Genomic DNA, 22,369 nt, shown 5'->3' with positions numbered 1-22,369 from the left:
AATTTTTTGATGAAAACTTAATGTTCATTAAAAAATGAATGTTTTTGTGCTTAGTAATAATCCTGTAGATGCGTATCTTTAGTGAAGCTTGTACTAATTATTTTGGTAAATACATCTAAATACCCTGATAAATGAAAAATTCGAATGCCTTTTTATACTGTTTAATCGCTGTAATATTTGTCTCTTGTTCTTCATCCTCCTCTGAGGAGGAATACCTGGATCTTTCAGATGAAGAAAGATTAGTTCTTGCAAAAAAAATTGCACACAATACTATAATGGTAGACGGCCATGTGGATTTACCCTATAGAATGAGAATAGGAGGGTTTTCACTTCAAAAGGAGATTTTAAATGTGGCAGAGCGAACAAAAGGAGGGAATTTTGATTACCCTCGTTCCAAAGAAGGAGGGTTGGATGCTCCTTTTATGTCCATATACATTCCCTCAAGATACCAAGAATCAGGAGGGTCCAAGGTGCTTGCAGATTCACTTATCCGGATGACAAAAGGGATTGCAACTACCTGGCCTGATAAATTTGCAATGGCTTACAGTCCACAAGATATACAGCGTAATTTCGAGATGGGTAAAATTTCCCTTCCTCTGGGTATGGAAAATGGAGCACCTATTGAGGACGATATTGGTAATGTGGAGTATTTTTATAATCAGGGTATACGATACATAACCTTAACACATGGTAAGGATAACCTGATTGGAGACTCTTCCTATGACACTACTTATACCCATGCTGGATTAAGTGAATTTGGAGTGAAAGTTGTTAATGAAATGAATCGTTTAGGTGTAATAGTTGACATCTCCCATGTGTCTGATGATACATTTTATGATGTGATGGAAATAAGTAAAGCCCCAGTGATAGCCTCTCATTCATCAGTACGTCATTTCACACCTGGTTTCGAACGAAATATGAACGATGACATGATATCCAAACTTGGAGAAAAGGGAGGAGTCATTATGATAAATTTTGGGGGAGATTTTATTGATGAAACCTTTGGTGAAAAAAGCAGCAAGGTCAATGAGCATATTGTGAATTGGCTAGCGGATAATAATAGGAAGAGGAGCGATCCTGAGGCCATCGCCTACATAGAGGAATATGTTCTTGAAAACAATCCTTTTCCATCTGTTGGAAAGGTGGCTGACCATATAGACCATGTGCTCAATTTGGTAGGGGTCGACCATATTGGGCTTGGTTCAGATTTTGATGGAGTTGGTGATACTTTGCCAACCGGCCTCAAGGATGTGTCAATGTACCCAAATCTAATTGCCGAACTCCTTAAGAGGGGTTATAGCAAAGAGGATATAGAGAAAATCTGTTATAAGAATATTTTCCGGGTTTGGAATGAGGTGATAGCCTTTGCTAAATCAACCTAATGTAGCTTTAGACATTACTGGCTCAAAATAGTCTTGGTACTTAAAAAGGTAACTCTGGATTTGATTAATAAGGTAGGATTTATCTGATTTATTGTTCGCACTTGAGGGGGATTGCCTGAGGTCAATTGGCTTATCTTGGTATTTATTAGATATTAAACTATTCCTATCTTTTGTATCGAAGAAGATGAATACCTATTAGGTATCATAATAAAGATCAAATTTTGTTCAACTTGAATAAGTTGTTTGTACCACGAATAACTATTAACTTCACTTTAATTAAATGCAAAATCATGGCAGTTAAAAGGGGTTTAAACCTGAAAAACGCATGGGTTTCGTAGAAGCCTTTTTTAATTGAATTTGAAAAACGAAAATTCCAAGGAATGGCTTTTGCTTGAAAGTGGTTATATAAATTAAATCAGAGAAAAATTCAATATGAGTCAGATAGAAAACAGTTTTCAGGAAGCACAGGAAGCCTTTTTAATTTTAAAGCAACAAGGGAGTAAAAAGAGGGCTGCATTTTTAAAAGAGGTAACCAGTCAAATCGAACTTTTAAGGGAAGATTTAATTCCACTTGCCGCAAAAGAATCACATTTACCTGAAGGGAGAATTACCGGAGAACTAGGAAGAACACTTGGGCAAATTAATCTATTTGCCAATTTGGTAGAAGAGGGAAGTTGGGTCGAAGCGGTCATCGACCATTCTGATTCAGAAAGAAAACCTGCTCCAAAACCTGATATTCGTAGAATGCTAAAACCCTTGGGCCCAGTTGTGGTTTTTGGTGCCAGTAACTTTCCATTGGCTTTCTCTACAGCTGGGGGGGATACAATTTCTGCCTTGGCATCTGGTTGTCCTGTACTGTACAAAGCCCATCCGGCCCATCCTGAAACTTCAAGAATGGTGGCCAAAGCAATAAGTTCGGCAGTAAGCATTTCTGGATTGCCAAAAGGTACTTTTCAACATATAGAAGGAGGAATAGACACTGGGCAGGAATTGGCGGCCCACCCTTTGGCGAAAGCTGTAGCTTTTACAGGTTCTTTTAAGGGGGGGAAGGCACTGTTTGATGCATGCAATAAAAGAGAGCTGCCGATCCCCGTTTATGCTGAAATGGGTAGTGTTAATCCAATATTTACCATGGAGGCCTACTTAAATGAAAACCTGCTAGCTGCTGCCAATGCTTACGCAGGATCTTTGGTTTTAGGTGTGGGGCAGTTTTGCACAAACCCAGGGTTAATTTTCGTACCGAAAGCACATGAGGAGGCTTTTTCAGAACAGGTAGTAAGCCAGTTAAAGGAAGTAGCCGGAGCACCCATGCTACATGAGGGGATTTGTAATACCTATCATCAGGCTTTGAAAAAACTTGCCAAATCTGCCAAACTAGAGTGGTTATTGACTACAGAAGCTTCTCAAATACTTACTGGCAATCCATCCCTAGCGAAAGTGAAAGCAAGCGATTGGTTGAATGAGGAAGCCTTCCAAGAGGAAGTTTTTGGCCCCTTTGCCATTATGGTTGTTTACGAATCCGCTGAAGAGCTTGAGCAAGTTGCGGTTAGGCTAAATGGGCAACTTACCTGTACGGTATGGGGGGAATCTGCTGAATTATCAGCCAACAAAGGTTTTCTAAACCTCATTGAAGAAAAATGTGGTCGATTGCTATTTAAGGGTGTTCCAACTGGAGTGGAAGTTGGGCATGCAATGCAACATGGAGGCCCTTTCCCTTCAACCACCGACAGCAGAAGTACATCCGTTGGAAGCCATGCCATCACCCGTTTTGCCAGACCTGTAGCCTTTCAGGATATGCCAGAGGCTTTATTGCCGGAGGAGCTTGTAGAGGCAAACCCATTAAGGATTCTTAGAAAAGTTGATGGAGTTTTTGTTAGGTAAGTGGACAAAGCAAAAAATTCGATATTATTTTGGCAGGCTAGGGATAACAATTTCACTAGTCTGCCATTCTTTTTTAAAATGGTGTTCTTTGTATTACCAATACCAATTAGAAGCTTGATTGCGTTTTTCGAGTTTATAGAATAACAAGGTCATTGATGACTCCTTTACCGTACTTTTCAGCAATGAGTGTCAATACCTTGGTTTTATTCATCATAATTTCCTTTTTAAGTGGGCCAGAACTTATCTTTACATAAAGGATTTTTTGCCTCACTGATAGACTTTGCGTTCGGGAAGCTACAGTTTTACCCATCAGTTGGCTCCATTCCTGTATCACTGTTTTTTCTGAAAATTTATCCTTGATACGATAAGCCTCCAAGAGTTCTTCAAATACTTCTTTTAGTGGGGAAGTATTCCTTTTTCTGGTGGAATCATGCGAATATTTTTTCATAGAATAAAGATAAGGGGAATAGCTTAGATAAATAATTTTGAAGCGATGTAATCTGCAAGAAGTTTCCCTTTGTCGCTAAGGGTAATCATGCCTTCTTCGATTTGAATCATTCCCTGCTCTTTAAAGCTTTTAAGGTCCTCACTATGTAGGAGCAAAAGGTTAAAATTGTATTGCTTTTCCAGCCATTTCGTATCTATACCCCAAATGGTCCTTAGTGCAGTGAGAATGTATTCATTGATCCTGTCTTCCTTCGAAAGATGGTCTATTTCAAAAGCAAGCATTCCAGATTGTAGCAGCTTGATGTATTTACCATTATTGCTCAGGTTGTGTCCACGATGAAAACCATCGAAAGAATGAGAACCAGGTCCAACACCCAGATATGGGATGCCTTTCCAATAGTTGCTATTGTGAATAGAATAGGCATTTTCTTTAGCAAAGTTTGATATTTCATATTGGATATATCCAGCCTCTTTTAGGTATTGCTGTAAAATCTCAAATTGCTCTGCCTGAAATTCTTCTGTAGCTTCCTTAAACTTGCCTTTTTTTTCCCAGACACCCAACACAGTTTTGGGTTCGACTGTAAGGCAGTAGCTGCTAATGTGTTCTGGGTTTTGCTCCAAAGTGGCCTCCAAATCTTTTTCCCACAAACTATGGTTTTCATGGGGGAATCCATAAATCAGGTCCATAGAAAGTGTTTTGAACCCTGCATTTCTAGCCTTTTGAATCACATTGAGCGATTCTCCGGCATTGTGTGAACGGTTGTAAAACTTCAAAACTGAATCGTGAAAACTTTGAATACCTATACTTAATCGGTCTATTCCTAATGACAAAAGTTCCGATAATTTTTCGTCATTGAGATCGTCAGGGTTGGCTTCGAGTGTTGCTTCCTGAATATTGCAATCGTAATTGTCTTGAATGGTATTCCAGATTTTTCTAAGCTGTTCAATTGGTAAAATTGAGGGAGTTCCTCCTCCAAAATAAATGGTTTCAATGAGAGGTTCCTTTGATAGATAGCTTTTTCTTTCTACCAATTCCAGGCAAATCATGTCTACCATTTTTTTAAGGTTCAGCCTGTTGGTGCTAAAGTGAAAATCACAATAACTGCAGGCTTGTAGGCAAAATGGAACATGGATATAGATGCCGGACATAATGTGGATTTAGGGTTTTAAGGCTGCCCCATCTGTTGTAATGGGTATTTGGTTGATATAAGCTTGGCTTTCCTTATTTATTTTTCTAAAATGGAGCAGTTAAGGCAAGACTTAAGTGAAACCAAGATAGATTTTGGGAACAGTTAGGAGCAAGTCATAATTGATTATTATTTTTTACTCAAGTGCAAAGTTAAAGATAATTGGGTTTAGGTTTTAGTTTTTGGTGATAATTGCCTTAATTTTGTAAGTGTCAGAAAAAAAGAACCCTAACCAATGCTATTGATGAATATGAATCGAGTATTTCCGTTGATTTGTTTGTTGTCTGTTATCTTCTCTTTCCCTGTTTCCGCCCAGATAGAAGTCAAAAAGAGTCTGGTAGCAAAAAATGCTGAATTAGTCAAAGTTGGAGATGGATATGGCTTTACAGAGGGACCTGCTGTAGACAGAGAAGGCAATGTGTTTTTTACAGATCAGCCAAACAATAAAATATACCAGTGGAAATTTGGAACTGGAGAGATAATTGAATTCACTGATGCCTCAGGAAGAGCCAATGGATTGTACTTTAACCGTGAGGGTGAGTTAATTGCCTGTGCAGATATGGATAATCAGCTTTGGTCTTTCGATAAAGAAGGAAAGTCAAAGGTTTTGATTGAAAATTTTAAGGGCAAAAAACTAAATGGACCCAATGATTTATGGATTAATCCTCGCGGTGGGATTTATTTAACAGATCCCCTTTATGAAAGGAGTTATTGGGAAAGAGATCCTGGGATGCAGCAAGACGGAAACCACCTTTATTACCTTGGCAAAGATGGCTTGCAATTTTTCAGAGTAGATGAAAACCTTGTTAAACCAAATGGGATTGTAGGGTCCTACGATGGAAAGAAACTGTATGTGGCTGACATCGGAGCAAAGAAAACCTATGTTTACGATATAGAGGAAGATGGTTATTTGACCAATAGACAGGTTTTTGTGGAAATGGGCTCTGATGGAATGACCATTGACAATAGAGGTAACCTTTATCTTACCGGAGACGGTGTGACCATTTTTAACAATAGAGGAGATAAGATTGGGCTTATTCCAGTAGATGCGAAATGGACAGCCAATGTTTGTTTTGGTGCAGGAGATAGGAAGACATTGTTTATCACTGCTTCAGATGCTGTCTATACACTCCAAATGAAGGTGAGGGGTGTTTGGTAAAAAAGGTTGTTTATATTTTTTTTGTTGTAGTGTCCTTTACAGCATTAACAGTAATGGCACAAGAAACTGCTTACACGCTAAATACAAAACTGTTTAGTGATGGTAAGCTCTTGAATGAAATGACAGCCTCATTTCCGGACAGTCTTGGAGTTGTCGATTATTCACAATCTGTTAAAGACTCCTTGCAGTTAGAAGGTTATTTTCATCCTGAGCTAAAACTCACTTATTCAAATGAGCAAGAAATTGTCCTAGAGGTAGAAACAGGCATTCAGGCCAAGTGGCTTACCTTAGGTAAAGGCAATCTAGAGCCATGGATCTTATCCAGGTTAAACCATCCACTTTTGTCAGTATCAGAAAGGCCATTTCGGTACAAAGAGTTTAAAAAATTAATGGATAAAATCCTTGATATCGGGCAAAACAATGGGTACCCTTTTATCTCAGTCAAGCTTGATAGCATTCACCAAATGGACAATGGGATTTCAGCAAGTATTTTTATGGACAAGGGGCCAATGATTACTTTCGATACCCTTCGGGTCACCGGGAATTCCAAAACCAAGGCGATTTATTTGGCTAGAAAGCTAGGTGTTATGCCAGGTGAGCCTTTCTCTCAAAAGAAAGTAATGGATGCCACCAAAGCCATTAAAAACATACCTTATATAAGTGTTGTGAGTAATCCGGAACTGTCCTTTCAAAATGAAGAGGCGACTATCTATTTACCGGTTAATGATCGAAAGATCAATAGTCTGGATGGGATTGTAGGTTTGCTCCCTAATGAGATTGAAGCGAACAAATGGCTGGTAACAGGTCAGTTTGATCTTCAATTATACAATGTAGCAGGTAGAGGTAGAGATTATGTGCTGAATTGGCAGCGTCTAAGTCAATACTCTCAAAATTTAAATGTAGAAGCCAGAGAGCCATTTGTACTTGGAACCAACCTCGATGTAAGCGGTTCTTTTTCTTTGCTTAAGGAAGACACCACATTTCTAAACAGAACCTTTGCCCTTAATATTGGATATCAGTTAGGCCCTAGTACTTATTTGAGTTTTTTTGGCAAAAGGCAAGCTGGAGATCTATTAGCAATTAGTGGTTATGAAACGTCCACCAGCCTGCCAGAAATTGCTGATTTTAGATACAATAGCTATGGAGCTACTTTTACCTTCAACGGTGTGGATGATATTATTTTGCCCAAGCAGGGATGGCAATCCACTACAACATTTGGACTAGGAAACAAACAAATCCTAGAGAATACGGGGCTTCCAGCCGAGTTGTACGAGGGGATTACCAAGACTTCACTGCAGTATTACGTACAGACCAATTTGGCTTACCATCACAGATGGCCACAAAATTTAGGATTAAAATTGGCATTGAATGCGGGTGAGATGAACAATTCTAACCTGTTGTTAAATGACTTATTCCGGCTAGGTGGTTTGCGCTCTATTCGTGGATTTAATGAAAATTATTTTTATACCAATCGCTATATGTACTTAAATGTTGAGCCAAGGTTTTATTTTGGCACCTATTCCTATTTCCTATTATTTACAGATGTGGGCAGGGTAGAAAATAAGGTAGGCAATACTCCGGGAGAATGGCCCTTTTCATTTGGAGGTGGATTAAACTTGGAAACCAGCGGAGGGATATTTAAATTCGTGTACGCATTGGGCCAGGCCGGTAATCAGCCTTTAGGTTTTAATTATTCTAGAATTCATTTTGGTTTTACAGGTCGTTTTTAATGAGGTGCATTGGTCAGATATTATTGCTACAGGGACTTTTTTTATTGCTATTGTTCCTTATCCCTTCCAGGTCCTTTGCACAGGTATTGGTAAATTATGATTCCGCCATTTATGAAAATGTTTCAAACAGTTGGGGCAAGAAAAATGAGTCGGTTTCTGTCATAGTCGATGCAAACCAGTTTCCCGATGCTTCATGGCGGATTAAAATTCCTGCGGGTACAAGCTTATTTTTTAATAATGATTTATGGGAATACTATCCTAGGGACACCGTCTTGTTGATCAGTAATCAGGCAACAGTTCCCTTCAAAGGAGAACAGGGGAAATTAGAAATCACTGCTTTTAAACGGGGAATATCGGCGGAGGACTTTTCGCTAAAAAAGGGCTATTTTAATACGGTAGTGAAGGAGAAGACATTAGGGAATGTGCTAACAAAACGAAATAGAGACGAAATACGAGATTTTTTCTTTATCGCATTGATTGCAATACTGTTTCTGATTGCCATTTTCAGGGCGTTTTTTCCTGCCATTTTCGGTATTTTTTGGAATCCAAGAAGTGTTTTTTCTATTGAAGATATTTGGGAATCGAGCAGTTTTTCTAAAATTTATTCTGCCGAATTATTATTTTACCTTGTACTGATCAATATGAGTACTGGTTTACTGGTTGTATTGGTAATTCACGGATTGGGGATTGACTTTTATGGAATGGGCTTGGACGGGGAGGTTGAGAAATTGGTGTATGGCTGGTTGATTTTTTCCTTGTTGTTGACAATTATCACCTTCTTTAAGTTTATTTGGTTGGGGACAGGCGCGTTTTTATTCAATTTAAAAAAAATAGCGTTCCCTCATTTTTTTTATTTATTAAAGGTTAGAGGCTTCGCTCTTTTCATTACCATTTGTATGCTTTTGGTGGTTTATGCAAACAATTGGCTTTCCTTGTACGAGCATTTCTCTTATATGTATTATACTTTTATTATAATATATTCTTTGGGATTAATAGGATTGACAATATGGTTGTATAAAAAGAATGGATTTAATAATTATCATTTATTTTCTTACCTTTGCACCTCTGAATTGATCCCATTTTTGGTTATTTGTAAATTACTCCTAGGATAAGGAAAAAAAATAAAAATGACGCAAGCAACAAAAAACAGACTAAATCGAGTTAGGAGCATCTTGGTCTCACAGCCTAAACCTACCGATGAACGGTCCCCCTATTTTCAGTTAACTGAAAAGTATAAGATCAAAATTGACTTTAGGCCTTTTATACAGGTTGAGCCAGTGTCTATAAAAGATTTTAGGAAGCAAAAAATAGAGATTCTCAAGCATACGGCTGTTATATTCACAAGTAGAAATGCGATAGACCATTTCTTTGGAATATGTCAAGAATTAAAAATTGAGATGCCTGCAGACATGAAATACTTTTGTATTTCAGAGCAAACAGCTCATTATCTCCAAAAATATATTGTTATCCGAAAAAGAAAATTATTTGTAGGTACGCGTACGGCAGCTGATTTATTTGATTTCTTCAAGAAGCACAAATCTGAAAAATACTTGTTCCCTTGTTCTGATATAAGGAAAGATGATATACCTGAATTCTTGAGTAAAAACAATATTGATTTTACTGAAGCCATCATTTATCATACAGTAGCAGCAGACTTGTCAGACTTGAAGGATATTAAATATGATATTTTGGCATTTTACAGCCCTTCTGGAATTAAATCTTTGTTTCATAATTTTCCGGATTTTGAACAAGGAAAGACTAGAATCGCTGCATTTGGACCTACTACAGCCCAAGCTGTAAAGGAGATGAACCTTATTATGGACATTGAAGCACCGCTTCCCAATGCCCCTAGTATGACCGGTGCTTTGGAGTTGTATATAAAAAAAGCAAATAAAATCTGATTTCTTTTAATCTTTTTACTGGTATTTTCAGTTTAAATGTGTAGAATAGATTTCCAAATGCAAAATTTCTTGTACGCATGAACAAAAGAATTTACCTGTTAACCTATGTGTTGTTTGGGATGGCTTATTTTCTGGATTCTCCGAAGGCCATTGCTCAACAGGATGCCCAGTTCACTCAGTATATGTACAACGGCATTTTTTATAATGCTGCTTTTGCAGGTAAAGAGGAAGGATATTCTATTACAGCACTACATAGGAGTCAGTGGTTAAATTACAGTACCAGTTCAGGAGCAGGTGGCGCACCTACGACTCAGTTGCTTTCCTTTTCTGGTAGAATGAAAAAAATACCTTTGGGATTTGGTTTGGTAGCAGTAAATGACCAGATCGGCCCATTCAATAACCAAGAAGTAGACCTTTCGCTTGCTTATCATCTTCGTTTAGGAAGAGGGAACTTGAGAGTAGGGGCTTCGGGTGGATTTTTCTCTAGTACCATAAAGTTTGGAGAATTTTCCCCAGTCAACCCAGATCCTAACATCCCTTCAGCGGGAGATGAAAACCAGTTGAGGCCAAAGGCTTCGGTAGGGATATTGTACGATAGAGGTAATTTTTATATGGGGTTAAGTAGCAGAAGTCTTAATGAGCCTGCTTTTGATTTCGGAAGTGGTAGTTTGGCAAACCAATTAGAAAACCACAATTATTTACTAGTTGGGTATAAAATAAACACTTTTGCACAATTTAGTGTTGAACCTAGTATATTGGTGAAATCAGTATCATTAAATACTTTTTCTTATGACTTTAGCGTTATAGGCACATATAATAAAAGAATTAGCCTAGGTATGGCTTATAGGTTAGAAGAATCGGCATCAGTTTTGGTGGGGTATAGTTTATTGAAAGATAACTCACTTAGATTAGGGTATGCATTTGACTTGGTAGTAGGTGGCGTTCAAGCGAAAAGGCCGTCTTCACATGAGTTTATGCTTACCTATAATTTACCAGAGGTTTCGAAACAAATTGACAGAATTATTCAAAGGACCCCACGATTCAGGTTCTAGTAATAAGAATTTTATTAAAGAAAACCTTGCGATTTTCTAATAAAATCTGTTAAATTTCGAATTAGTTGATTGTTTAAATGGTTGAAAATGAATGTAGTTACTTTATTGTCATTTATGTTAAGAAAAATGAATCATAGCTTTTTGACTCTGGTTTCAGGGTTATTAATAATGACACTACTTCAAGGTTGTGGGCTTTTTGGAAATAAAGGCACAGCTAGTGAAAAGCTCAATAGAAGAGGAGAGGTAACTGGCGTGCCTAAAAGGTCAGGATGGCAGCAATCGTTACCCTTTGAAATGGTACCAGTTAAAGCTGGGACTTTCTGGATGGGACAGGCAGATGAAGATATAGGCGTAAGCAGAGCTTCAACTAATAAGCAAGTGACTATTTCTGAGTTTTTTATGGACAAGTATGAAGTGTCCAATAACAAGTACAGACAATTTCTTGATGCAGTTAGAATGGGGGATTTGGCTTTAGGTACACCAACTACTCAAGCAGATCCACCTGATTTTGTTTTGGAAGAACTTCTTCCGGATACCACCATTTGGTCACAAAGTTTTACTCACCATTATGGAGATCCATTGATGGAATACTATTTTGATCACCCTGCATTTGATGACTATCCTGTAGTAGGGGTAAGTTGGGATCAGGCGAAGAAATTTTGTGAATGGAAATCCTATCACATGAATGCCAATGACGATTCGGAATTTGACATGCCTAAATTTCGTTTGCCACTTGAAGCAGAATGGGAATATGCATCCAAAGGAGGTAAAGACATCGCCAAATATCCTTGGGGTGGCCCTTACTTAAAGAACCGAAGAGGCTGTCTGATGGCTAATTTTAAACCAGGAAGAGGAAATTATATTGATGATGGTTTTGCTTATACAGCTCCGGTAGATGCTTTTGCACCTAATGGCTATGGGCTTTATAATATGGCGGGAAATGTTTCAGAATGGGTGGAGGATGCATACAATCCAGCTGCCAATTCATTGATTTGGGACATGAACCCAACTTATATAGATTCTACAGAAAGTCGAAAAGTAGTGAGGGGTGGATCCTGGAAGGATGTAGGTTATTTTTTAGAAACAAGTTCAAGGAATTTTGAATATCAATTTGTACAAACAGCACATATAGGTTTCAGAACTACCATGACTTATATTGGAAGATCAGGATCTATGAGTAGTAATTCCAACAAACGAAGCAGGCGATAATTTGCCGTTATTAATGTTAAACCAAACTAGCAAACCGTTTTAAAATTTTTATTTTTACACAATATGTCTACAAAAAACAACACTTTCGCTTATAAATTTTACGGCTCGATAATGCCTAAGATTTACGGAATAGGGGCCTCAATTGTTATTCTTGGTGCAATGTTCAAAATTCTAGACTGGCGTTTTTCATCAATAATGATTGGTGTTGGTCTATCTACAGAAGCGCTAATATTTTTTCTATCTGCATTTGAGCCAAAAAATGAAGAAGTTGATTGGACAAAGGTTTATCCTGAACTAGAAGATTCAAATTCAGGCGTTGCCCCTACTAGAAGAGCTACGGTGCAAAATACAGATCAAACAGCTCAAAAAATGGATGAAATGTTGTCTAAAGCCAAAATTGGGCCAGAACTAATAGAAAGCTTAGGCAAAGGAATGCAAAACTTAGCAAGCACTACGGAGAAGTTGGGCAGTATATCAGATGCAGCTGTAGCAACCAATGATTACGCACAAAATGTGAAGAAGGCATCGAAATCAATGCTTGAGATCAATGACTCTTACACAAAAACAGCTAGTGCACTAGCTGAGATGGCGACAGCATCCGAAGGAGCAAAAGCATATAAAGATCAATTGGTAAATGTTACGAGAAGCCTTTCTGCTTTAAATAATGTTTATGAAGAAGAATTGAAAGACTCCAATATGCATGCTAAAACAATAAGTAAATTCTATTCCAATATTTCAGTGGCAATGGAAGGCATTCAAGAAGCTGGAAAAGAAACTGAAACGTTCAAAACTGAGTTGGCTAAACTTAATAAGAACGTTCAATCATTAAATAATGTGTATGGTGGCATGCTATCAGCCATGAAGGGTTAATAACTCATGATTCCAATCAAATTTTTATTTTTATAATATAATAAAGTTAAATAGCTTATGGCGGGTGGTAAAGAAACACCAAGACAGCGGATGATCGGGATGATGTACTTAGTATTGACCGCTCTGCTGGCTTTACAAGTAAGTAACCAAATCCTACAAAAATTTGTATTGATCAACGATGGCTTGGAAAGAACTGCGAAAAATTATGTCCAGAAAAACCTTTTTTCTGTGAACATAATTTCTACAACGGTAGAGCAGCAAGGCAATAATATAGTAGATATTCCCAAAGTTGAAGCAGCTAAGGAAATTAGGAAAAAGAGTGCGGAACTCGTTAGCTATCTGGAAGAGGCTAAAACTAGATTGATAGAAGAATCCAATGCAATTGATGAGCAAGGTAACTTTAGAACTTCTGCATTGAAAAATGTAGATATTCCTGGTAATATCTTTAACAACAATCGTTTGGGTTATGAAATGCAGGAAAAGTTGAATAGTTTCCCTGCTGAAATTGAGCAAATCCTTTCCGAATTGAAGATCAATAAGTCATTTGAAAAAATCGCTAAGGATGCCAGTGAAATTGATCTTTTTAAAAATGATGTTGATGTAAATTTCAAAGATTATGTCAACCTCAATTATGTCAAATCACCAATTGGTGCAGTTTTAGCTATCATTAGTCAGCATCAAAATGAAGTGTTGAATATTGAGAGTGAAGCTTTGACTGAAATCACCAACTCATTAGGGTCTTTTATATTTGAGGCGGATAAATTGAAAGCAAGAATCGCAGCCAATTCTAATGTAGTGGCTGCAGGTACTACTTTCGAAGCAGAAATGTTTTTGGCTTCCTCCTCTTCATCAACCGATTTAAAAATGACGGCTGATGGAAGAAGTGTACCTGTTGAAGATGGGTTTGGTCAAATAAAATTTCCAGTTGCACCGGCTTCAAATTATGACGATAGAGGTTTAGCTGCCAGGTCCCTTAAAGGAGAGATTACTGTTCCAATAGGCGGTCAAGACAGTGTATTTACCATAAATTATGACTATTTCGTTGCTCAGCCTGTTATCAAGGTGAGTTCTGAGGTAGTCAATCAGTTGTATGCTGAGTGTGCCAATGATTTGGTTATTGAAGTTCCTGCTTTAGGTAATTCATATGCACCTTCTTTTGACGTTGCAGGTGGCCAAGCCATAAAAGGGTCTAAACCTTCTGAAGTGACCGTAATACCTGTAGCTTCAGGAAAAGTTAATATTACAGTTTCAAGTGGAGGTAATAAAATTGGTACCGTAGGTTATGACATTAAGCCTGTGCCAGCACCGACTATTCGTCCATTCAACGGTGATACGCAGATTGATCTTCAAAATCCAATCCCTGCAAATGGATTGACTAACCTTCAAATTAGAGCCATCCCTGAACCTACTTTTGGTAGAACAATGTCCAGAGATGCGAACTTTGAAGTGACAGCAGGTGAGGTAAGGCTTGTTCGAAATGATGTACCTCGGGAGAGTGTAGCCATTTCAGGAAAGAATGTAGCTGTTAGAAACCTTTTAGCTCAAGCCCAATCAGGGGATAAATTAGTTGTTATCGTGAGGGAAGTTACAAGAACCAACTTCAAGGGTAATAAAATCAAAAGTTCTGTGACCGAAGTTTATCCTATCTCCATTAAATAATATTAAGGGATCTGCATCGTTCTATATTTAAATGAAAGAAATCATGAAAGAATTAAGGAAAGGGATTGGGCTGCTGGCGGTTGGTGTCTTAACATGTTGTTTTTTTGCTACACCTGCTTTTTCCCAAAACAATGCCAATTCTGGAAACCCCGGAGTAGATTTAGGTGATGGAGGATTTGATGTAGATACCATTTATTCTGTTTTGCCTATAAGGGAGTCTGATAAAATGTACCAAATAGGTGTTTGGAGAAGAATTGACCTTAGAGAAAAGTACAATTTGCCATTTTATGGTACCGGAGGATTAAAGTTAGATGGAATCATGATGAACATCTATGATGCTGTAATGGAAAATTCCATTGAGGTCTTCGCTGATGAAGAATTTAATGAAAGATTGTCTATTACAGATTTTCAAACCAATTTCTTAACGGCTGAAAACGGTGATTCTATCTTTGTTAAAGATTTGTATTACTTAGATTTTAGAGAAGATTTTGTTTTTGATAAGCACCGTTCTGAAGTAAGGTTTGATGTGAAATACATTGAATTGGTTATGCCCTCAGAAACCAATTATGGGGTTGGACAGAAAACCATTGCTTTCATTAGATTCAGGGATTTCTACAATTACTTTAATACAACGGATCATGGTGAGTGGATGAACTTCGAAAATATTTCAAAAAATCTACCCTATAGTCAAGCATTCGATTTAAGGTTATTCCGTTCTGTGGTAAGGAAATACACCAATCCAGAAAATGCACTTATTGTCGATATGATAGATCCAGGAGATCCAAATCAACAATTGCAAGCTTATTTGAAATCCATTGAGTTTGAATATGAACTTCTTGAATGGGAAAATAACCTTTGGGAATGGTAACAGGGTTACCTTTATAAACAATAAAATAAATGCAGGTACTTTATCAGTACCTGCATTTATTTTTTATGTATGGCTTCCCAAACCTTCAACCCCTTGTCATTTCCAATGACATTGATAATCTCATCTTGTGAAGCTGCTTCGATTTTTTTGTAGGATCTAAAGTGCTTCAATAGTTTTTGAGCAGTGAGTTCCCCTATTCCTTCAATAAATAATAGTTTGCTATTGAGTGCACCTTTACTTCTGAGATCACGGTGGAAAGTGATAGCAAAACGGTGTGCTTCATCCCTAATCCTTTGAATTAATCGCAAGGACTCAGATTTTTTATCAATATAAATAGGGTATTGATCTAGTGGGAAATAAATCTCCTCCAATCGCTTGGCGATACCTATTATTGGAATCTTTCCATATAGATCAAGGTCTCTTAAAGCACTCACTGCTGATGAAAGTTGACCTTTACCTCCATCTATAACAATTAGTTTTGGAAGTGGCTTCTCCTCCGATACAAGCCGCTTATACCTTCTGTAAACAACCTCTTCCATACTTGCAAAATCATCAGGCCCTACCACTGTTTTAATGTGATAATGTCGGTATTCCTTTTTTGCGGGTTTACCATTTAGAAAACAAACCATACTGGCAACTGGGTTTGTCCCCTGGATATTGGAGTTGTCAAAACACTCGATATGATTGGGTAATTCGTTTAAAGAAAGGTCTTTCTTTAATTGAAGTAATACCCTGTTTTTTTTGTCTTTCCCCTCATCTGCGAAGGATAGCTTTTCTTTTTTATAGTAGAGCGCATTTTTGAGACTGAGCTCTATTAATTTTCTTTTGTCTCCTATTTTTGGTTGTACCAAGGACAATCCTTCAGGACTATCTTCAAAATCCAGGTTTACAAGCACCTCTTTTGCGTCACTTAGAAACTGATCTCTAAGTCTAATAATTGCCGTTAATAGTAATTCTTGATCAGGTTCGTCTAACTTCTTTTTTAATTCTACTGTTTTACTAAGGGTAATGGCACCATTTTTTATCCTTAGATAATTAACGAAAGCAAATTTTTCCTCACTTACTATGGTAAAGACATCTAGACTTTCTGTGGTAGGGTTTATGACTAGAGATTTAGCATGATAGTTTAATAGTGAATCTAACTTTTCTTTGAAACTTTGCGCACTTTCGAAGTCCAATTGTGCGGCACTTTCATTCATTTTTTCTTTAAAATAGCTCTTTGCGATCCCGAGGTTTCCTTTGAGAATGTTTTTAGCCTGTTCAATGTCCGCCAAATAACTCTTTTCATCCTGAAGTCCTTCACAAGGCCCTTTACAATTGCCCAGGTGATATTCCAAACATACTTTGTATTTTGAAGATGAGATTTTTTCTGGTGATAGATCCAGTCTACACGTCCTTAGTGTAAATAATGAATGAATGAGCTCCAACACATTGTTCATGGCCTTAACGCTTGCGAATGGCCCGAAATACGTGCCCAAAGAAGGGATTACTCTCCGAGTGCTGTAGATCCTTGGGAAATGTTCATTTGTAAGTAGGAGGTAAGGATAAGTTTTATCATCCTTAAGAAGGATATTGTATTTGGGTTGGGATTTTTTTATTAAGTTATTCTCAAGTAACAGTGCGTCAAACTCAGAATTGACTATGGTAATTTCGATCTTTTTGATCTCCCTTACCATTTTTTTTGTTTTTTGGTTTATGCCTGTATTCTTGTTAAAATAACTACTTACCCTTTTTTTAAGATTTTTTGCTTTACCTACATAGATAAGTACATCTTCTGCATTGTAATACCTGTAAACCCCTGGCAAATCAGGTAACTGATTGTGGTTTGCAGGTAGATAGGAAGGAGATTGCATGTCCATATAGACAGTTGTAATCGGTTTTTATTTTTACTAATCGAATTTGTTGGCGATTGGTTTAATCGGGAAAAAGCATTCTTGTAGTAAATTCAAGTACATCAAATTAATCTGGCTTATAGTTTTGCGCTTAAGCCATCGCTTGCTTAACCTAGATTTAGTGCTAATTGTCAGGCTTCTTTTGAATCCTGACAATTAGCAGCTTAAAAATCAGTTGTCGTAGCATCATAGTCAAATTCCTGGTATTCCTCTGTTTCCAGATCATATTTGGAACAATCTATCTCTATGCTGATGGGTCTTTCTGGTTTTGGGAATGGACCTTTGGTGATACCTAAAGAGCTGTCTTCATATACCTTGCTCATGAATTTTGACCAAATTGGCCTAGCTGTTCTTGATCCTTGACCATTTATCCAGCTTCTGAAGTGTATGGCACGGTCATCACCACCTACCCAAACTCCACTTACCAAATCTTTGGTAATGCCCATGTACCAACCATCGGAAGCATTTTGGGTAGTTCCCGTCTTACCTCCAATTTCATTGCCTTCATCCCTAATACTCCATGGTAAGCCCTGACTTGTTCCCCCTTCTTCTTCAGTACCACCTCGAAGCATGTACACCATTATATAGGCATCCTCTTCGCTCATTGCAGGTCTTTTCCTTGGGATGAATTGGTGGAGAACATTGCCATTTTTATCTTCTATTCTATCAATATAAATAGGGGTAATGTGTTCGCCTTTGTTGACAAATGTGCTAAAAGCACCCACCATTTCCATTATTGAGACATCCACTGTGCCAAGGGCCAAGGCTGGTACAGCTTCTAACTCGCTGGTAATTCCTATTCTTTTTGCTGTTTCTACTACCACACCCGGACTAAGTTTTTTCATCATGTAGGCCGTGATTGAATTGACAGATTGGGACATGGCAGACCGGATGGTCATGCGCTCATAAGTGAATTTTGAATCAGCATTTTGAGGTCTCCAAGTGGGTTGGTTTGGGATGTTAATCTCCACAGGCTGGTCAATTACTGTATAACATGGACCATAGCCATTTTCTATTGCAGCAGCATATACGAAGGGTTTAAAGGTTGATCCAGGTTGCCTTTTTCCTTGCTTAACGTGATCGTACTTAAAGTGGGTATGGTTAACACCACCTACCCAAGCCTTGATATGTCCAGAATGTGGATCCATGGATACAAAGCCAGTTTGAAGGAACTTTTTATAGTACCTCATGGAGTCCATGGTGCTCATCAATGTGTCTATATTTCCCTCATAAGAAAAAACCTTCATTTTTTTCTTTTCATTGAGCTTGTATTCAATGCTGTCCGTATTGTCGCCATAGCGAGACCTAAGATTTCGATAAGCTTCAGTCCTTTTTACAGCTTTTTCGATGAAACCAGGTATGGGTCTACGGTGTTCGTCAATCCATGGCTCTCGATCCCCTATTTCTTTCTCAAAATTCTTTTGCAACTCCGACATGTGTTCCTGTACTGATTCCTCAGCATATTTTTGCAGTCGACTGTCTATGGTTGTGTATATCTTCAGTCCATCTCCAAAAAGGTCGTAATTGGTTCCATCAGGCTGTAGGTTTTCTTTAGTCCATTTAATTAGGTCAGCCTTAACCGCCTCTCTGAAATAGGTAGCCAAACCTTCGTTGTGACTTTCTACCTGGTACTCCAACTCTAATGGTATAGCAGCTATTGAATCAAATTGAGTTTGGGATATGTATTCCCCATTTTTCATTTGAGCCAAAACGGTATTTCTCCTACGGGTAGAGTTTTCAGCATTGTATACTGGGCTATAGTAGGAAGGAGCCTTTAGTAGACCTACCAAGGTGGCGGACTCTTGTATACTAAGATCTCTGGTGTCTTTATTAAAGAAAGTTTTAGCGGCTGTCTTAACTCCAAATGCATTGCTTCCAAAGTCAGAGGTGTTGAGGTACATGGTCAATATCTCATCTTTGGTATATGCACTTTCCAGTTTAGTGGCAACAATCCACTCTTTGGTTTTAATGATGATCATTCTTAATACAGGGACATTACTTAATAATCCCTGTGAATCGCCTGATCGGGTTTTGAAAAGATTCTTTGCAGTCTGCTGACTTAAGGTACTACCACCACCAGCATTTTTTTGCCTGAGCAGTATGGATTTAACGAAAACCCTGGCCAATGCACGCGGGTCAATTCCCGAATGGTCTTCAAACCTCTCATCTTCAGTTGCAATCAAGGCATTGATTATATTTGGAGAGAGTTCATTATAGGTGACAGGTGTTCTGTTTTCCCTAAAGTATTTACCTAGTAAGACCCCATCAGCAGAGTAAAGCTCGGAAGCCAGTTCGCTATCAGGGTTTTCTAATGATTCAAATTCGGGCATTTCTCCGAATAGACCCAGAAAATTGGCATTCACTGATACTACAAATAGCACGAAACCGACCAGACCTAAAATGAATGCAAGCCACATGTATCTGATTATCTTCACATAAAGAGGCTTGGTGTTTTTATTTTTAATTTTACTCATATTGGATATCAATAAGCTTTCTTATAGAAAGACCTGTATTCCTTAATGTCTTTCCGTTTATTGAGCTGTTGGAAATTCTCAATTGAAATTACAAAACTACTATTTTTTATTTCCTCAGTTAAGGAATCATTATTAAAACTATTTAAAAAGGCCTCTTTATAGGCTATTGATTTTTCAGCATCGGAAAATGGGCTAATTATTAGTATGGTTGTTTTTTGTCCCAGAGAAATTGTACCAGTTCTTAAACGTGCACTGGAAAAATTTGAATTATGAAAACTTTCGAGGGCAGCCGTCAGGTCGCTTGCTTTTTCAGCCACATCAGTATTCATTGGCAGGATAAATATATGGGTTTGGTTAAAATTCTCTTTGTATGGGGATTCAACATTGGGGACATCTGGCAGGTTTTCTGAAACAGCAGAAGGTTCCTCTTCTTTATTTGTTTCTGCGGTAGCTGCTCCCATTGAAGCAGTATCATCTTCACTTACCGCTTTCAATAATTTTTCAGCAAAGTCCAATAACTCTTCTTCCTTTGTTTGCTGTAAATAGGTTTTAAGTCTTTCTTTATAGGTCTCCAATGGTTCTAACTGGCCAGTGATCATAATGTCCAATAACAATAATCGATCCGTATTTTTTGTTAGTGGATATTCGTTTAAAGTTTGCCGAACAATTGTCCTAGCTTCTTCATAAGACCTGTCCTTGAAGTATTGGTAGGCAGTTTTATAGTTTTCGCCAGACGCTAAATTCGCTTTGGATCCGGACACCTTATCTGGGTTATTGATAGATTTGGTATATTGAGAATTGGGGAATTCTTGATTCAACAATTGGGCATACCTATCTGAATCTTTTTCTAAATCCTTTGTGGCTAAGTACAAGGTGTAAAAAGCCTCTGGTTTTTTTAATGTTTGTGGGTATTTTTCGATTAAAGCTTCCAAATACTCAATTGCCTTATCTGGTTGCTTGAGGTCGAAATAAAGTAATTTCCCTAAATTGAAGTAGGCCTCCTCCATCTGATCCACCATTTGCTCAAGAAGTTCAGGAGAATTGGGGATTTGATTTAATAAGGCAGCTTTATCAGGAAGGTTTGTGGTGATAGTATTGCTTTCATTGTTGTTATCAGAATTATTTGCTTCACTGCTGTTGTTATTGTTTCCTACATTGACAGCCTCCTGAAAACCCCTGTCGCTAGTCCTCCAGTTATCCGACAGCTCTCTGTTTCCCCAAATTTGAGCAAACTCTAAAGCTCCCTTTTGAATGGCCACAGGATTATCCCAATAAAAAGTAGCCCCTGAATTGCCACCGAAAGCCAAAAGATTTTCAAACCTTCCCGGGCTTTTTTTATCCTTGGCCAATTCAGCTTCTTTAATTAACCTTTCTTCCTCCTTGGCCAAAAAATCATCAACAAATTTCTCTTGGTCTTCAGGACTTAGCTTGCTGAGCTGAATAAGACTGTCGTTGGTCGTCAATAATTCATAATTTAATGCGTATTGGTCAAAAATTATTTTTTTTGCTGAAAGCAACCCATAATTTTTATCTGTTTCTTTAAATTTAGACAGCGCACTATCGAGATAGTATTTTGTTTTGAGGAAGTCTTCTTTTTCGTTCAGATAAACTTCAGAAAGTGCTTCGTAGATATACCCCTTTTGCCTGTCATTTTCTGTCACTTCCTTGGCCGCCAGGGAGTAAAGTCGAATGGCCTCATCCAGATTCCCCTGTTTTTTTTCAAACCTGCCTTTTTCGAATAATATAACATCCCGAAAATCGACGTTTTTATTGTCTTTGTAGAGGTCATCATAATATTCTCGGACTCGTTTCAGGTCCTTACTTCGTTCAAGTTCTGCTACCTGCTGTGAATACAACTGGGCAAAAAAGGTACGTTCGTAGTTAGGACTTCCAGAGACTGACTTTTGGTAATATTCGTAGGCAAATGCATCCAATCCTGATTGTTGATAAAGCTGAGCTAAAATAAAATTAATCCTCGAGGCTTCGGATTTGTCTTTGGTATATTCTAGCGATTTGAACAGTGAGGGGGCCATTAGCTCCATTTCTCCCCTGGCTTCGTAATAGTAAGCCAAGGTTTTGTAGAGGTACTGTTTGTTTTCGTCATTAATATTTTCTTCTTTAGAAAGAAAATCGATCACAAAGCTGGCATCTTCAAATTGCTGATGATCAATGAAAGACCTTAAAAGCAGTATCAGTGCAATATGTCTCACATCGTCCTGTTTGCTATTGACGTTTAGGAATTTAAATGTGTTTTGTGCTTCTTCATATTTGCCTTTGTAGTAGTCAACCTTTCCTATAAGAAAGTAGGATGGATCGACCCAGTCACTGATTTTATGCCAATCCACAGCTTTAGACGCCATTTCTCGGGCTTCCTTTAATAATTCTTCTTTGGCTTCGACAGTAGCACTATCTATAGGATAAAATACAGGCAACACCTGGGAGAAATCTTCTTGGTATTCATTTTGTATTTCTTTTTCTAATTCCAGGATTTTTTCTTTCGCATAGTAATACGCGTTAAATCTGGCCGTTGTGTTATGGTATAACCGGTTGGTGAAAGTGTCTTTTTGTGAAGAACAAGAAGGCATCAGATTCAAGGCAATAGCCAAAAAGAAAAATATAATGTTCCTTTGCAATGTTTTTAAGTTTGAATTCTTGACC

At 37.9% G+C, this 22,369-nt stretch carries 16 protein-coding genes; 11 read left to right on the top strand and 5 right to left on the bottom strand.

The window, feature by feature from the left end; translation table 11 throughout:
* Positions 1-131 precede the first annotated feature (131 nt).
* Both AC13EX_RS06420 and AC13EX_RS06415 read left to right on the top strand, forming a co-directional pair.
* Positions 132-1,382, top strand: coding sequence for a dipeptidase (locus AC13EX_RS06420; RefSeq protein ID WP_482892013.1), 1,251 nt, complete (start codon positions 132-134; stop codon positions 1,380-1,382).
* Positions 1,383-1,814: 432 nt separating this feature from the next.
* Positions 1,815-3,263 (top strand): aldehyde dehydrogenase (NADP(+)), encoded by a 1,449-nt coding sequence (locus AC13EX_RS06415; protein ID WP_482892012.1) that lies wholly within the window; start codon positions 1,815-1,817, stop codon positions 3,261-3,263.
* A 133-nt stretch (positions 3,264-3,396) separates the two neighbouring features.
* Here AC13EX_RS06415 and AC13EX_RS06410 read toward each other — a convergent pair whose 3' ends face one another.
* Both AC13EX_RS06410 and hemW read right to left on the bottom strand, forming a co-directional pair.
* On the bottom strand, positions 3,397-3,711 hold the full coding sequence (locus tag AC13EX_RS06410) for a DciA family protein (RefSeq protein ID WP_048640949.1): 315 nt from the start codon (positions 3,709-3,711) through the stop codon (positions 3,397-3,399).
* Positions 3,712-3,734: 23 nt separating this feature from the next.
* On the bottom strand, positions 3,735-4,859 hold the full coding sequence (hemW, locus tag AC13EX_RS06405) for a radical SAM family heme chaperone HemW (protein WP_482892011.1): 1,125 nt from the start codon (positions 4,857-4,859) through the stop codon (positions 3,735-3,737).
* Positions 4,860-5,147: 288 nt separating this feature from the next.
* Between hemW and AC13EX_RS06400 the strand changes: the two genes are divergently transcribed.
* The 9 genes from AC13EX_RS06400 to porN all read left to right on the top strand — a co-directional run bounded on the left by AC13EX_RS06400 (position 5,148) and on the right by porN (position 15,345).
* Positions 5,148-6,056, top strand: coding sequence for an SMP-30/gluconolactonase/LRE family protein (locus AC13EX_RS06400; RefSeq protein ID WP_482892010.1), 909 nt, complete (start codon positions 5,148-5,150; stop codon positions 6,054-6,056).
* Positions 6,057-6,109: 53 nt separating this feature from the next.
* On the top strand, positions 6,110-7,786 hold the full coding sequence (locus AC13EX_RS06395; protein WP_482892009.1) for a POTRA domain-containing protein: 1,677 nt from the start codon (positions 6,110-6,112) through the stop codon (positions 7,784-7,786).
* Complete coding sequence (locus tag AC13EX_RS06390; protein WP_048640946.1) at positions 7,786-8,898, top strand: DUF4271 domain-containing protein; 1,113 nt, start codon at positions 7,786-7,788, stop codon at positions 8,896-8,898. The genes AC13EX_RS06395 and AC13EX_RS06390 overlap by 1 nt, the downstream gene beginning before the upstream one ends.
* 15 nt (positions 8,899-8,913) lie before the next feature.
* The gene (locus AC13EX_RS06385; protein WP_048640945.1) at positions 8,914-9,687 is read left to right on the top strand and encodes a uroporphyrinogen-III synthase; all 774 of its coding nucleotides are present in this window, start codon (positions 8,914-8,916) and stop codon (positions 9,685-9,687) included.
* A 77-nt stretch (positions 9,688-9,764) separates the two neighbouring features.
* A complete protein-coding gene (locus AC13EX_RS06380; protein WP_048640944.1) occupies positions 9,765-10,739 on the top strand; it encodes a PorP/SprF family type IX secretion system membrane protein in 975 nt (324 codons plus the stop codon).
* A 114-nt stretch (positions 10,740-10,853) separates the two neighbouring features.
* The gene (gene porK, locus AC13EX_RS06375) at positions 10,854-11,948 is read left to right on the top strand and encodes a T9SS ring complex lipoprotein PorK/GldK (protein WP_048640943.1); all 1,095 of its coding nucleotides are present in this window, start codon (positions 10,854-10,856) and stop codon (positions 11,946-11,948) included.
* A gap of 63 nt (positions 11,949-12,011) precedes the next feature.
* The gene (porL, locus tag AC13EX_RS06370; protein WP_048640942.1) at positions 12,012-12,818 is read left to right on the top strand and encodes a type IX secretion system motor protein PorL/GldL; all 807 of its coding nucleotides are present in this window, start codon (positions 12,012-12,014) and stop codon (positions 12,816-12,818) included.
* 57 nt (positions 12,819-12,875) lie between these two features.
* Entirely contained in the window at positions 12,876-14,477 is a 1,602-nt protein-coding gene (gene porM / locus AC13EX_RS06365) for a type IX secretion system motor protein PorM/GldM (protein ID WP_339716180.1), read from the top strand.
* A 43-nt stretch (positions 14,478-14,520) separates the two neighbouring features.
* Positions 14,521-15,345 (top strand): type IX secretion system ring subunit PorN/GldN, encoded by an 825-nt coding sequence (gene porN / locus AC13EX_RS06360; protein ID WP_048644365.1) that lies wholly within the window; start codon positions 14,521-14,523, stop codon positions 15,343-15,345.
* Between the two features lie 56 nt (positions 15,346-15,401).
* On the opposite strand, the gene uvrC is transcribed toward porN, so the two are convergent.
* The 3 genes from uvrC to porW all read right to left on the bottom strand — a co-directional run bounded on the left by uvrC (position 15,402) and on the right by porW (position 22,344).
* Positions 15,402-17,198 carry an excinuclease ABC subunit UvrC gene (gene uvrC / locus AC13EX_RS06355; protein WP_048644364.1) on the bottom strand — a complete coding sequence of 599 codons (1,797 nt, stop codon included), beginning with the start codon at positions 17,196-17,198 and terminating at the stop codon, positions 15,402-15,404.
* Positions 17,199-17,401: 203 nt separating this feature from the next.
* Entirely contained in the window at positions 17,402-19,711 is a 2,310-nt protein-coding gene (locus AC13EX_RS06350) for a penicillin-binding protein 1A (RefSeq protein WP_048640940.1), read from the bottom strand.
* 8 nt (positions 19,712-19,719) lie between these two features.
* The gene (gene porW / locus AC13EX_RS06345) at positions 19,720-22,344 is read right to left on the bottom strand and encodes a type IX secretion system periplasmic lipoprotein PorW/SprE (RefSeq protein ID WP_482892008.1); all 2,625 of its coding nucleotides are present in this window, start codon (positions 22,342-22,344) and stop codon (positions 19,720-19,722) included.
* Positions 22,345-22,369 lie beyond the last annotated feature (25 nt).

It is taken from the genome of Cyclobacterium sp. L-R (assembly GCF_056859355.1).
The sequence above is the reverse complement of the archived record's forward strand: the minus strand, read 5'-3'. Positions and strand labels throughout refer to the sequence as shown.